Origin of the sequence: Bradyrhizobium sp. NC92 (assembly GCF_025200865.1) — a bacterium.
Classification (GTDB): Bacteria; Pseudomonadota; Alphaproteobacteria; order Rhizobiales; family Xanthobacteraceae; genus Bradyrhizobium.
In genome coordinates this window covers 3,427,175-3,440,067 of the sequence record NZ_CP104171.1, presented here as the reverse complement: position 1 = coordinate 3,440,067, position 12,893 = coordinate 3,427,175, and the positions used below count along the sequence as shown (strand labels likewise).

Below are 12,893 nucleotides of genomic sequence, written 5' to 3'. Positions count from 1 at the left end.
CCCGGATTAGCTCGACAAAAGGGGCTACGAAGCGCTTCGAATTGCCCGGCCCACCTTCTGCAGGGCTTCGAAGGCTCCAAAGCGTCGCTCGGCCCAGCCTGCGAGAGCGGCCTGGGGTCGAGAGATGTCTCCCAAAGCGGACATTGCCTCCATTGCTTCGCCGAGATTAGCATGATCGCCGGAGGCGACCGATCCAAGCATCGCGGAGCCGAGCAGGACGGCCTCCGGGGATGCCGAAGCAGCGACCGTCAGGCCCGTCATATCGGCGAGGACTTGCCGCACGAGGGGACTCTTTGCAGCACCACCGCTGACCACGATCGTGTCGACAGCAATGCCCCTGTCCTGCTGGGCGCGAACGATCTGCCTCGCCCCGCAGCCGAGACCGCACAGCCCGGCAAGATAGAGCGCCAGCAGGCTCTCCACATCCGAGCGCAGATCGAGCCCGGCAATCAGCGCACGCGCGTCAGGATCTGCGAAGGGCGCGCGATTGCCGAGGAATTCGGGGACGACATGAACCTCGCCGACCAATTGCGGGATCACTCCGGCACCGCCGCGAGATTCGGTTTCCGAGGCAAGCCAATCGGCGAGCGTCTGCTGCTTCTGGCGTGCAGCCTCTGTCGCTTGCGCAGAATGCGGATGCATCTGCAACAGATGCTCGATGGCAGCGCCGGCGGCCGACTGTCCGCCTTCATTGAGCCAAAACCCGGGCACCATAGCGGAGAAATAGGGTCCCCATACGCCGGGGACGAAGGACGGATCCGGCGTGGTCGTCATGGTACAGGCGGACGTTCCGAACACATAGGCCATGCGCGTCAGCACCGTGCCCGCGGTGCCGCGCGCGCCCACGGTGCCGACGCCGCCGGCATGCGCGTCGATGAGGCCGGCAGCGACCGCCGTACCCGCGGTGAGGCCGAGATCGGCCGCGGCCTCCGCCGTCAGACCCGCCGCCAGCCTCGTTCCGCCGGGCACGATCTCCGTGCCGATCCTCCGGAATTGCTCGTCCGCCAGCACGCCGAGGCTGACCTTGCGGAAGAAATGATCGTCCCAACGGTTCTCGTGGCCCAGATAGGTCCACTTGCACGTCACGGTACAGATGGAGCGGGACAGGCTGCCTGTCGCACGCCAGGTGAGAAAGTCGGTCAAGTCCATGAACTGCCACGCCCGGGAAAACGTGTCGGGCATGTTTTCGGCGAGCCACAACAGTTTCGGCGTCTCCATCTCGGGTGAGATCGTCCCGCCGACATAGTCGAGAACTTTTTCGCCGGTCTGGTTGATCCGGCGCGCCTGATCGGCGGCGCGGTGATCCATCCATACGATGACATTGCGGGAGAGATCGCCGGACGGCCCGACGGGCAGCGGCGCGCCTCCCTCGCCCAGCACCACCAGCGAGCAGGTCGCATCGAAGCCGATCCCGGCGATGCTGTTTGGCGCGATACCTGACTGCGCCACCGTGCTGCGCACGCTGCGGCACACGGCACGCCAGATATCCTCGCTCGAGTGCTCGACGACGTCGCCGGCCTCCCGCCAAAGTGCGATGGGGGCGCTGTCACTCGCGAGGAGCACGCCGAAGCGATCGAACAGGCCGGCCCGTGCGCTGCCGGTGCCGACATCGATGCCGAGAAAATGGCGGTTAGCGGATGGCTTGCTCATTTGGATATCGATTAGAGATGGCTACAGATCGTTGCTCTGCGGCAGAATGACGAGGTCGCGGATGGTGACGTTTCTCGGACGGGTCAGCATGAAAAGCACCGCTTGCGCGACTTCCACCGGCTGCATCAAGCCGCCCGCCGCCATCTCCTCCTCGATCTTCGCCTTAGGCCAGTCCTTAATCAGCGCGGTCACGACCGGACCGGGCGCAACGGCGCCGACACGCAAGCCGTGTTTGGCGACCTGGCGGCGCAGCGTATGCACGAAAGCCTGCACGGCGTGCTTCGAGGCGGTATAGATCGGCTCCCAGACCACGGGGACGAGACCTGCGATCGAACTGGTGACGATGATGTCGCCGCTCTTGCGCTCGACCATATGTGGCAGCACCGCATGGACAGACCGGAACAGCGCATTGACGTTCAGATTGAGCATGCGGTCCCAGGCGTCGGGATCGCCGCCAAGCACCTCGCCGCCGACATAGGCGCCTGCGTTGGCATGGAAGATGTCCAGTTGGCCCACCTGCTCCAGCACCTGCGGCATCATGGCCTTCATACTTTGCGGATCGGTCAGGTCGACACGCAACGGGATCGCCTGGCCGCCCAGCTCGGCGCAGGCGCTGCCCAGCGCCTCTTCCGCACGATCGATCAGCACCACCCGTGCGCCCGCCGCGACGAATGTTCTGGCGCATTCGAGACCGATGCCCGATGCGGCACCGGTGATCGCGGCGACTTTCCCTGCGAGTTCCTGGGCCACGGCTTGTCCTTCTTGTGAGAGTTATTCAAGCCCGGCCATGGGACAGACGCGAGCGACGTGCCAGCGAATCGACAATGACCGCAACGGCAAGGACCCCGCCCGTGATCATGTACCGGAGCGACGAGGAGAGATCGAGCAGCGTCAGGCCACTCGCGATGGACTGGATGACGATGATGCCGAGGAGCGCAGAATAGGCACTGCCCCGGCCGCCAAAAAGGCTCGTACCGCCGATGACTGCGGCGGCGATCGCGTTGAGGTTGACGTCTCCGGTGCCAGCCTGTTGGCTGGAAGATGCCAGTCGCGCCGCGGCAAGAATGCCGCCAGCGGCTGCCAACGTCGAGCACAGCATGAAGGCGCTCAAATAGACCCGGCGAACGTTGATGCCGGCCCGTCGGGCTGCCTCGCGATTGCCGCCGACCGCAGACATCGAGCGACCCCATTTAGTCCGCGTCAACGCATAGTTCACGACCACGCACAAGCCGACGAACAGACCGAACATCCACGGTACGCCCCGCCCGAGATTGAGATAGTAGACGACGAATTCGAGCACGACGGTAACCAGCAGCGCCTTCAGCATCATGCGGCCGGGCGAAGTGGCTGACAGTCCCGCCCGGCGGCGGCGCACGGCCGTGCGATAGCCGGTCACGAACATGATCAGACTCGCGACCGCCGCCAGCGCGTAGGACACGATCGGCGGCATGACGAGCATCTGCCCGAAGTCGACCAGCGGCGATCCGTAAGGAAGATTGATCGAGCCCGAAGAACCGAGCAGATACAGCTGCAGCCCGAGCCAGGCCAGCAAGCCGGCCAGCGTCGAGACGAAGCTCGGCATCCCCAGGCGATTGAACAGAAATGCGTAGAGCACACCGATGGCTGCGCCCAGGACCAGCGCCGTGCCGATGGCGAGGGCGACCGGCCAATCCTGACCCACCCAAAGCACGCCAATCAGCGCCGAAGCGAACCCGCTGACCGAGCCGACCGAAAGGTCGATCTCGCCGACCATCAGGATGCAGACGATGCCGAGCGAGATGACGCCCACCGTCGAGCAATCGAACAGCAAATTGACCAGATTGTTCGGCGCCAGAAAAACCGGGTTGAGGCTCTCGAAGACCGTGCAGATGACGATGAGCCCGACGACCACGGGTAGCGAACCTAGGTCGCCCGATCGCACCCGGTCCACGAAAGCGCTAACGACGCTCCCGAGCGTGTCCGCGTGCTTGAGCCGCTCGTCGCTCCGGTCGAGCGGGCGCGCCGCCGAAACCCGTTGCGTGTCGCTGGTCATCGCTGCTGCTCCGCCGCCTGATGGGCGCGACGCCGGCCGGCGCGCCGCGAGACCGAGTTCTCATCCGCACCGGTAATGGCAGTGACGAGATCCTGATTGGAGGCGTCCGGTCCGAATTCGCCATTGTTGCGGCCGAGACGCAACACCACGATCCGGTCGGCCACCGCGCGTACGTCCTCCATGTTATGACTGATCATGATGACGCCGAGGCCGCGGGCGCGGACGCGCTCGACGAGGTCGAGCACCTCGGCGGTCTGGGCGACGCCAAGTGCTGCGGTTGGCTCGTCGAGCAGGATGAGCTTCGGCTCGGTCAGCAGCGAACGTGCGATAGCGACGGTCTGGCGCTGCCCGCCGGAAAGCGAAGCCACGGGCTCGCGCACGCTCGGGATCCGCGCCGACAATTCGCTAAGTAAGGTCCAGGCGCGCAGCTCCATGGAGACCTCGTCGAGTCGAAATGGATTTAGCTCGCGGCCGAGGAAGATGTTTGCGACCACATCGAGGTTCTCGCAGAGCGCCAAGTCCTGGAAGACGGTAGCTATGCCGAGGCTGAGCGCCGCGGCCGGGTCGGCCAGGACGACAGGTTCGCCATCGAAGGCGATCGTTCCGGCGCTAGGCTGGTGCACGCCGGCGAGGATCTTCACGAGCGTGGACTTTCCGGCGCCGTTATCGCCCACGAGCGCGACGACCTCGCCGGCATGCACGTCGAGGTCGACATTGGTGAGGGCGGACACGGCGCCGAAATGCTTGGAAATTCCGCGAAGGCTCAGAACTGGCTTGCGCGGTTCGCCCTGCGGGTGATCCACATCCGAGATCGCGGTCATTTCCAAGGTCCCTGCTCGTCGTTCGTCCCGGCCGCCGTCAAGCGGCCGGGATGAACGTAGTTACGGCGTAATGCCTAGCTTCTTGCAGCCGGCGGCATATCGGCCCGTGCAGAGCTGATCGGCCGTCTGGATTTTCTTGTCGATGATCTCCGCCTTCAGGTTTTCCTGCGTAACGACCGCCGGCACGAAGAGCTTCGACGGCGCATTAAAGAGCGTGGTTTCCGCGTTGGGCGTGTCGCCGGAGAGGAATTTCACCGCCGATTGGGCCGCAGCAGCGGCCACGATCTCGCTGGGTTTGGAAATCGTGTTGTGCTGATCGCCGGCGATGATGAGCTGAAGCGCGGCGATAGTCGCGTCGTTGCCTGTCACCGGCGGCACCGGATCGATGCCGGCGGCCTTGAAAGCGGCAATTGCACCACCGCCCGTCCCGTCATTGGCGGCCACTACGCCGAGGATCTTCTTGCCAAAGCGGGTGATCTGGCCGCTCGCCCATTGCTGCGCCTTGGGCGGCGCCCAGTCCGGCGTGTCGTATTCCGCGAGAATGGGATAGCCGCTCTTATCGAGGCCCTCATGGATGCCCTTCTTGATAAGTCCCGCAGCGGCATCCGTCGGCGACCCATTGATTTCAAGCACGCCTTCGCCTTCCTTGGCTGTGACGTTGGCAGCCTTGAGATGCTTGACGAGGGATTCGGAGATAGCCTTGCCAATGGCTTCATTGTCGAAGGACACGTAAAAATCGACTTTCGCATCGGGGACCGGCCGGTCATACGCGATGACCTTGATGCCTTGCGATTGTGCCATCTTGACCAGGGAGGCTGCGGCTGTCGAGTCAACGGGGTCCAGCACGATCACCTTGGCGCCCTGCGAGATTGCCGAGTTGAACTGCTGCTGCTGCCGCGCCGCATCCGCGCCGGCGTTCTGGTAGATCACCTTGCAACTGGCGCAGAGTTTCTTCATCTCGGCCGCAAAGCCCGGATAATCGTGCTGCTCGTAGCGGGTGGAGGCCTGATCGGGCATAAGGAAGGCCACCGTCGCGTCCTTCACCTCCGCGGCCTGAGAGAAGGTGGCTGTCGTGCCCAGAAGCGACACGGCCAAGGCGATCGTGCAATATTTAGGCGACAACTTTTTCATTCGGACTTTCCTTTCCGGAACTGAATGTTAGAGTGCTCTCGTTCATTCATCAAAGACACACGCCTTCGCTGCTTCCGTGACCAGCGATGGACGCCGATGCAGTGAAGCCACCAAAAATCTGGACAAACATTTCCAGTCGCAGGCCGCTATCAGCGGGCCCGCGTCCTTCCTTTCCTTGCCGTAGTGACCTCGTCCCCTTTTTCTCCTTTACCGACTATGCAGCACGTGCCGCGTTGATGTTTTGCGCCAACAATCGTCTAAATCGCGAAGGCGGCATGCCCTTCTCGGCCAGGAACTGACGGTTGAAATTCGAGACGTTGTTGAAACCGACCTCGAAGCAGATGTCGGTGATCGAAGCTTGCTCGTCGCTCATCAATATCTGGCAGGCGAGATTGATGCGGAGACGTTTGACGTATTGGACCAATGACATGCCAGTGTGCTGGCGGAAGGAGCGCGAAAACGCGCTTTGCGACTGGCCCGCGATTGCTGCCAGCTCAGCTTCGCTGAATGACTGCGTTAGGTTGGTACGGATGAAGGCGAGCGCCTTGTTCATGCCCGCCGACATGTAACCGGACGGGTCGGGGAGATAGTTGGGACTGGAGAGCGGGCGCGCTTTTCGGGCGCGGCACAGCATCCCCAAGATCATCAGGAACAGCTCGATCCGACGCACTCCATTCGCGCCCACGATCTCCTCCATCAGTGGCGCGACTTGGTCGCTTGTACTGCGGGTGAAGAGCGCGCCGCGCCGGGAAAATTCCAGCAGCGAGGAAAGACCCGAAAGCTCGGGCACGACCTTCGTCAAGTCGCCAATAAATTCTTCACTGAACTGAAGGATGCGGCCGCGGAGCGGGATAGTTTCCCCTGCCGGAAGATCGCTCACCCAATTGTGCGGCAGGTTAGGGCCGGTGAGGACTAGATTGCCGGGCTCGAACTCGCCGATAAAGTCGCCGACGAAATAGCGACCGCTGGTCGCCACAACCTGGTGGAGTTCGTACTCAGGATGGAAATGCCAGCGAACGGTGTGAAATGGGTAGCCATGCGACCACGCCTTGAACGACTCGCCGCGCCGTATCTGGACAACTTCCAGGTCCGGTTCCATGTCCGCTCCTCCCGGCCGGCGCGGCTTGCAATGACCGCCCCTGTTCCGGCTAAATTTGCTCAGCGTTTCCTCTTCCCAGGATCGTAGCGAGCAGTGTCGGGGCATGCCACCACGATTTCAGTGTGCAATTGATACTTTTTTGACGTGCGTGACGCGTCGCCCGCGTGCACGCCGCAGAGTCGTGTCACCACGAACTGACGGCGCGCGAGCATCGTGGCGCTCCGCAGGGAGATCGAACCCATCTTCTTGGACTCGAGAGGCCACATCTTTTTTCTATACGCTCTCTCAGCCTACCATCCCTTACCAAAATCGTCCCGAGGCTCCCAACCGTGTGAGCGGTCCGAAAACACCCCAGCCCTACCATACCAAAGGGACATGTCTGGCCGGATAGAGGCCGCCAGCCGGCTGCAGCCGGCCCTGCCGTTCGATGCCTTCTTTGCGCCACCGGAGAGGGGAGTTGGCCTCCGCCTGTGTGTGCTGGAGCCGCCCTCCGGGCCGATGATGCGGACCTACAGTCCCGCTCTTTCCGCCACAGTGCGCTTTAAGAGCATGGTGCGCCCTTGAGAATGACCGAAGGACGTGCCGCGGTGGTCTCGGGTCTCGCCGAGCATGCTTCGCCGCTGGGCCGTCAGGCGGCCGTTGTGCGACTACCGCAAATCCCCTGCCGCTTCGCCGGCGCGGGCCGTCTCGTGTTGCATTGAGCGCCAGTAGATTCGTCTGTTCGGCAAGCCTCGATGGAGCTTGGCTTGTCCGTCTGTTTTGCGCGCCGAACCGGGCGAGCGCTACACCCGGACCCGGCTTTCGATTTCGCCGCGCTCGATCGTCAGCGTCACGTCGGCGAAGGTCTCGAGCAGCTTCGGGTTCGACTCCGTGATCAGAAGGGTAATGTCCCGGTCCTGCGAACGAAGCCGACGCAGCGCCTCGGCGTACCTCTGCGCCAGCACAGGGGCGAGGCCCTGGAACGGCTCGTCCAGAATGATGAGGCAGGTGCCTAGCATCAGGGCGCGCCCGAGGGCGACCATCTTGCCTTGGCCACCCGACACGGAGCCCGCCGGGCGACTCGCCAGTTCCTTGAGCTCCGGCAGGACGGAGTAGGCTCGCTCGAGCCGCCGGCGCGCCTCGTCCGAGCGAAGTTTCGCGACGCGACCGGGCAAAAGAATGTTTTCTTCCACCGTAAAGGCCGAGAAGAGACGACGGTCCTCGGGGGCGTAGCCGATGCCTAAGAAGGGCCGGCGGTGCGGAGGAACATGTCCCAGGTCCTGACCGGCCAGGCGCACGGTGCCGCTCGCCTTCGTGAAGCCCATGATGGTCCGTACCGTCGTGGTCTTGCCGGCGCCATTTCGCCCGATGAGCGCGGCGGTTGCACCCGGCGGCAGCGAGAAGCTGACGCTGCGCAGCACCGGCGCATCGGCGATCGCGACGTTGACGTCCTCGAAGTCCAGCATCGCCGTCATATGCCGATCACCTGTTCGCGGACCTTGGGATCAGCCAGAACCTCCGCCGGCGTGCCGACCTTTTGGATCTTCCCGACGTTCCACACCGCGACTCGGTGGGCATAGCGCTCTACCATGTCCATGTCGTGCTCGACGAAGACCGAAGTCACATTCTCCTTGGCGAGCGCGGACGTCAGGATGTCCATGATCTCCAGCTTCTCGGCGGAGGCGACGCCCGAGGTCGGCTCGTCCATCAGCAGCAGTCTGGGCTTCAGCGCGAGCGCCAGAGCGATGTCGACCAGCTTGCGTTGTCCCTCGGGTAGCTCCCTCGCCTTGCGAGACGCGTACAACTTGACGCCGACGAGATCCAGAAGGCGCTCCATTTCAGGCAGCTCAGGCAGGGCGGAAAGAGCCGTGAAGCCGGAAGGGCTTCCCAGCCGCGAGGCCGCGGCGATCAGCATGTTCTCCATCACAGTCTGATCGAGAAAAAGCTGCGGTATCTGAAAGGCCCGCGCGATGCCGAGCTTGGTGATCGTGCGCGGGAGCTGCGCCGTGATTTCCTGACCCAGGAAGGTGATGCTTCCGGCCTGCGGCCGCAGATAACCCGTCGAGATGTTGAGGAAGGTGGTCTTTCCGGCGCCGTTCGGTCCGATGATCGCGAGGTTCTCGCCTTGGAGCACGTCCAAATCGATACCGTCGGCGGCCACGACGCCGCCGAACCGGATCTTGATGCCCTTCGCGGAAAGGAGGACGTTGGCCATCAATGTCCTCCCTGCTTCGCCTGGCCGTAGCGCTGCCTGAGACCTATCAGTCCGTTAGGCGCATAGAGAATGATGACGATCAAGACCACGCCGAGGATCAGCTGCCAGGTGTCGGCCAGGTGGGCCGCCGCATAGAAGCGCACGCACTCGAACATCGCCGCGCCGGCGAACGCTCCGAAGGCGTGGGTGCTGCCGCCGAGGATCGCGATAAAGACGAACTCGCCCGACTTCGTCCAGAACCCGAACTCGGGCGTAGCGATCTGCTGGACGATCGCCACCAGCGTGCCGCCGATGCCGCCGAGAAAAGCCGAGATCACGTAGCCTATCAGAAGCACGCGCCGTGCGGACGTCCCGAGGTACTCGAGCCGGGTCTCGTTCGCTTTGATGGCACGCAGCATGTGTCCGAGCGGGCTATCGAGATAGCGTTGCACGCCGTAGAAGGCGACGACCGCGATCAAAAGGCTCACGTAAAGAATGACGTACTGGAAGGTTTCGGGTGTAAACGACAGCCCCAACAGGGCCGGACGAGGGACCCGGATGCCGTCGGCGCCGTTGGTGTAATGAAACATCTTCTCCAGCAGCGACCACAGCACCATCGAAAACGCCAGATTCAGCATTCCGAAAAAGATTTCCCGGTAGCGCACGACGAAGAGGCCGACGATGAGGCCGAAGACGGCGGAGGTTGTGCCGCCCAGCGCGATGAAGAGCACGATGTCGCCGCCACCGACGTACTTGCCCCAGAATGCCGCGATATACGCCCCGGTAGCGAAGAACATTGCATGTCCGAACGACACCTGCCCCGCCTGCAGCAGAAGAATGATACCGAGAACGACGATGCCCTTCGCGAGGATCAACGCGAACAAGGTCGCCCAGCTCGATACCAAAAGGGGCGCGACGGCGCTGACCAGAAAGAAGATGATCGCGACCGTGGTGACCGGCTTGATGCGACCGCTCATCATATTTTCCTTACCTGCACGGCGCCGAACAGGCCGAACGGACGCACGAGAAGCACCAGCACCATCAGCAGATAGGGAACGAGAACTTCGAATTCCGGCTGGAGATAGATCACGAAGGCACGGGTCAGGCCGATCATCAGCGCCGTGAGCGCGGTGCCCTCGATCTGGCCGAGACCCGCGGTCGCAGCTACGGCAAAGGAAAGTACGATCATATCGGCGCCCATACCAGGGACCAGCGAGGTGGTCGGCGAGGCCAGCGCTCCTCCTAACGCGGCCAGGCTCGCGCCGATGACGAAGGTCACGAAATATACGCGTTTTGCGTCAATTCCGATGGCGGTCGAGGCTTCGCGGTCCTCCGTGACTGCAAGGATCACCGCTCCCGACAGCGTCCTGCGCAGGAAGTAGCGGAGCCCGAACAGCGTCGCCAATGCGACGCCGGGCAGCAGAATAACCTGGTACGACGTGTAGCTGACGCCGAACACGGCGACGTTGGGAAGTAGTCTCAACGGTTCCGCGGCGAAGATGGGCTGCACGCCCCAGATCAGACGCTGCAGGTTGTCCATGATCATGAAGGCGGCGAAAGTGATCAGAAGCTGGAGGACGTCCTCCTGTCCGGAGAGCGGTCGCAGCAGAAACCGTTCGATGAAACCGCCGCACACGATGCCGATCACGATGGAAGCGGCCAACAGCGCGGGATAGGTGAGCCAAGGCGAGATCGGCGCGATTGCAAGGCTGAACGTCGCTGCCAGGTAGGCGCCGAACGCGTACAGCGAACCGTGCGCGACGTTGACCACGCGCAGCACGCCGAAAATCAGGCTGAGCCCGACCGAGACCAAGAACACCAGTGCGGCGTAGCTGATCCCATCGAGGATAGCCAAGATAGCGAGTGTCGAGTTCATGATCGCCTTCGGAAAAGGTCCGTCCTCCGGGACGAGGCTCGGAGGACGGGATCAAAAGTCGAGCGTGCCGTTACTGAGCTTTGAAGGTCGGCACATCCATCTTGACGAAGTCCGGCTTGAGCGTCTTGAGCCACTCAACCGACCGTACGCCAGCCGGATTGGTGATCGTCTTCGGATCGAAGATCATAATGTTGTCGAGCAGCTTGAAGTCGTACCCCGGAACGGACTTGGTGACGCCGACCAGCTGAGCTTCGAGACCCTGGTTGTCCTCGGGCCGCAGCGTAATCGGACGGCCGAAGCCGGTGGCGAACTCGGTGCCCGCCGTCGCGTCGACGACCTGTTCGCGCGTGGGCCAGTTGCCGCCGTTGGACTTGATCGCCTTGTCGTAGGCCGTCTGCAGGGCCTTGAACGCCTGCGCCATGTGATAGACCGGGTAGATCGGCCATGCACCGGTCTTCGCCTTGAAGGCTTCATTGAACGCCTTGAAGGCCGCGTCGTTCTTCTTCTCGGGATGCAGGAACCAGTGGTCTCCGCGCGCGCCGACGATCAGGCCTTCAGGCAAGTCCTTGCCCAACCGCTGGATCGATGATTCGCCGATCCCGAGCACGAAGGTCGACTGCTGCAACAGGCCGCGCTGACCGGCCTGGCGGACCAGCGTGTCGAGATCTCCGCCCCAAGACGTGGTCAGAACCACATCCGGCCGCAGCGCCAACAGACGGGAAACCTCAGTGGAGTAGTCCGGTGCGCCGAACTTCGGGAAGAGCTCCGCCACGACTTGCACGTCCGGCTTCATCGACTTGAGCGCTGTCGAAAAGATCTCCCAGCTCTCCCGACCCCACGCATAATCCTGATTGACCACCGCGATCGTCTTAAAGTCGGGTTTGGTCTTCAGCAGGTAAAGGAGCACGGCCAGCATCTCCGGCGTGCCGTTCGCCTGAGTCCGGAAATTGTAGCGGTACTTCTTGGTTTCGAGGATGGAGGCCGCACCGCAGTCCCACATGAAATTCATGACTTTGAGGTCTTCGGCGACCGGAACCAACTGGGTGCAGCTGCCCGACGAGATCGAAGCAAACGTGGCATCAACCTTTTCGTCCTGCACCACGCGTCGGTAGTTCGAGACGAGCGCTTCGCCTCCCGCGCCTTCGTCGATGAAGGAGAGCTTGACCGGCACGCCGCCAATGCCACCCTTCTTGTTGAGATCCTCCGCGATCATCTCCGCCGCGGCTTTCGCCGGCACACCGAAGACTGACGCAGGGCCCGACAGGAACGTCGTGATGCCAATTTTGAGCTCCGACGGCTTGTTCTGCGCAAGCGAGGTGCCCGTACAGGTCACAACTACAAGTCCGGCCGCAACCGCAGCCTTGAGAAATTGCATCGAAAGTCCTCCCTGTTCTATTCGTTGCGGCCGGCTTCAGCCGCCGTTCGCTTCTTCTTGCAACAACGCTACTATAATTGTCGCGTGTTGCCAGCCCTCTTGGCCGCCATTCGAAAGGCCATGGCCTGTCCTTCGCGTACCGGCCAGCGTTCACGCTTTGCTTGTCGATGGAGCATTTCGCGAGGTCGCGCCCGTAGCGATCTTTTCCGGAGGTATAGCAGCCCCCACTAAGTCCTCCAGCTCGCGTTCCCTGCGCATAATCTCCGCCTGGACCCTTCTGCGCTTCGGCAAGCTTCGCATTGTTGAGGCGAGCATCTGCTGCAGGTCCGCAAGCTGGCGGTCGCGCTCGCCGAGGTCGTCCGCGAGCGCAAGACGCGCCTCCTGGCCTTGGTTTCGGCGAGGGCGGTGCGCTGGGTCCGCAACTTGGGCGCTGGTCGAAATGAGCACTGGTTTTGCGCGTGCGAAGTGACGTTCCCTGTGGATTGACCTAGGGATGGGACGCTTCGTTGAAGGCGAGGATAGAGCTGCGGTTACTGGATTCAGCAGGAATGCCCCTACCCCCCAGCCATCCACTCACGCAACGAGCTCGGCCAGTCCTGACCACCGGCCCCGAAGTACGTCGGGTGAACCGAGCCTCCGTCCAGAATTATTGACAGGTCTACTGCGGCGTGATGAACTTAAGTGCATCCTGCCGGCGCCTCTGCGGCTTTGCACAGAAGCGAAACATAACAAAATT

At 62.7% G+C, this 12,893-nt stretch carries 11 protein-coding genes; all 11 read right to left on the bottom strand.

Translation table 11 applies throughout. The features are described 5' to 3' along the window. Window positions 1-24: 24 nt before the first annotated feature. The 11 genes from N2602_RS15860 to N2602_RS15810 all read right to left on the bottom strand — a co-directional run bounded on the left by N2602_RS15860 (window position 25) and on the right by N2602_RS15810 (window position 12,157). Window positions 25-1,650: an FGGY-family carbohydrate kinase gene (locus N2602_RS15860; RefSeq protein WP_260383215.1), complete on the bottom strand. Its 1,626-nt coding sequence runs from the start codon at window positions 1,648-1,650 to the stop codon at window positions 25-27. 21 nt (window positions 1,651-1,671) lie between these two features. Further along, on the bottom strand, window positions 1,672-2,400 hold the full coding sequence (locus N2602_RS15855; RefSeq protein ID WP_260383214.1) for an SDR family oxidoreductase: 729 nt from the start codon (window positions 2,398-2,400) through the stop codon (window positions 1,672-1,674). Window positions 2,401-2,425: 25 nt separating this feature from the next. After that, entirely contained in the window at window positions 2,426-3,682 is a 1,257-nt protein-coding gene (locus tag N2602_RS15850) for a sugar ABC transporter permease (RefSeq protein WP_260383213.1), read from the bottom strand. After that, entirely contained in the window at window positions 3,679-4,503 is an 825-nt protein-coding gene (locus tag N2602_RS15845; protein WP_172789465.1) for an ATP-binding cassette domain-containing protein, read from the bottom strand. The genes N2602_RS15850 and N2602_RS15845 overlap by 4 nt, the downstream gene beginning before the upstream one ends. A gap of 60 nt (window positions 4,504-4,563) precedes the next feature. Beyond that, on the bottom strand, window positions 4,564-5,634 hold the full coding sequence (locus tag N2602_RS15840) for a sugar ABC transporter substrate-binding protein (RefSeq protein WP_260383212.1): 1,071 nt from the start codon (window positions 5,632-5,634) through the stop codon (window positions 4,564-4,566). 214 nt (window positions 5,635-5,848) lie between these two features. Further along, a complete protein-coding gene (locus N2602_RS15835) occupies window positions 5,849-6,733 on the bottom strand; it encodes an AraC family transcriptional regulator (RefSeq protein WP_172789463.1) in 885 nt (294 codons plus the stop codon). A 782-nt stretch (window positions 6,734-7,515) separates the two neighbouring features. Further along, window positions 7,516-8,187 (bottom strand): ABC transporter ATP-binding protein, encoded by a 672-nt coding sequence (locus N2602_RS15830; RefSeq protein WP_260383211.1) that lies wholly within the window; start codon window positions 8,185-8,187, stop codon window positions 7,516-7,518. Next, window positions 8,184-8,927, bottom strand: a complete 744-nt coding sequence (locus N2602_RS15825) for an ABC transporter ATP-binding protein (protein ID WP_212256425.1) — start codon at window positions 8,925-8,927, stop codon at window positions 8,184-8,186. Before N2602_RS15825 ends, N2602_RS15830 begins: the two co-directional genes overlap by 4 nt. Then, on the bottom strand, window positions 8,927-9,883 hold the full coding sequence (locus N2602_RS15820) for a branched-chain amino acid ABC transporter permease (protein WP_260383210.1): 957 nt from the start codon (window positions 9,881-9,883) through the stop codon (window positions 8,927-8,929). The genes N2602_RS15825 and N2602_RS15820 overlap by 1 nt, the downstream gene beginning before the upstream one ends. Further along, window positions 9,883-10,782 carry a branched-chain amino acid ABC transporter permease gene (locus N2602_RS15815; protein ID WP_172789460.1) on the bottom strand — a complete coding sequence of 300 codons (900 nt, stop codon included), beginning with the start codon at window positions 10,780-10,782 and terminating at the stop codon, window positions 9,883-9,885. The genes N2602_RS15820 and N2602_RS15815 overlap by 1 nt, the downstream gene beginning before the upstream one ends. Window positions 10,783-10,852: 70 nt before the next feature. Next, window positions 10,853-12,157, bottom strand: coding sequence for an ABC transporter substrate-binding protein (locus N2602_RS15810; RefSeq protein WP_260383209.1), 1,305 nt, complete (start codon window positions 12,155-12,157; stop codon window positions 10,853-10,855). Window positions 12,158-12,893: the final 736 nt, after the last annotated feature.

Excerpts from the sequence above, each read along its gene's own strand:
- N2602_RS15860 (WP_260383215.1), bottom strand. The coding sequence starts at position 1,650 with ATGAGCAAGCCATCCGCTAACCGCCATTTTCTCGGCATCGATGTCGGC.
- N2602_RS15850 (WP_260383213.1), bottom strand. The coding sequence starts at position 3,682 with ATGACCAGCGACACGCAACGGGTTTCGGCGGCGCGCCCGCTCGACCGG.
- N2602_RS15845 (WP_172789465.1), bottom strand. The coding sequence starts at position 4,503 with ATGACCGCGATCTCGGATGTGGATCACCCGCAGGGCGAACCGCGCAAG.
- N2602_RS15840 (WP_260383212.1), bottom strand. The coding sequence starts at position 5,634 with ATGAAAAAGTTGTCGCCTAAATATTGCACGATCGCCTTGGCCGTGTCG.
- N2602_RS15835 (WP_172789463.1), bottom strand. The coding sequence starts at position 6,733 with ATGGAACCGGACCTGGAAGTTGTCCAGATACGGCGCGGCGAGTCGTTC.
- N2602_RS15830 (WP_260383211.1), bottom strand. The coding sequence starts at position 8,187 with ATGACGGCGATGCTGGACTTCGAGGACGTCAACGTCGCGATCGCCGAT.
- N2602_RS15825 (WP_212256425.1), bottom strand. The coding sequence starts at position 8,927 with ATGGCCAACGTCCTCCTTTCCGCGAAGGGCATCAAGATCCGGTTCGGC.
- N2602_RS15820 (WP_260383210.1), bottom strand. The coding sequence starts at position 9,883 with ATGAGCGGTCGCATCAAGCCGGTCACCACGGTCGCGATCATCTTCTTT.
- N2602_RS15815 (WP_172789460.1), bottom strand. The coding sequence starts at position 10,782 with ATGAACTCGACACTCGCTATCTTGGCTATCCTCGATGGGATCAGCTAC.
- N2602_RS15810 (WP_260383209.1), bottom strand. The coding sequence starts at position 12,157 with ATGCAATTTCTCAAGGCTGCGGTTGCGGCCGGACTTGTAGTTGTGACC.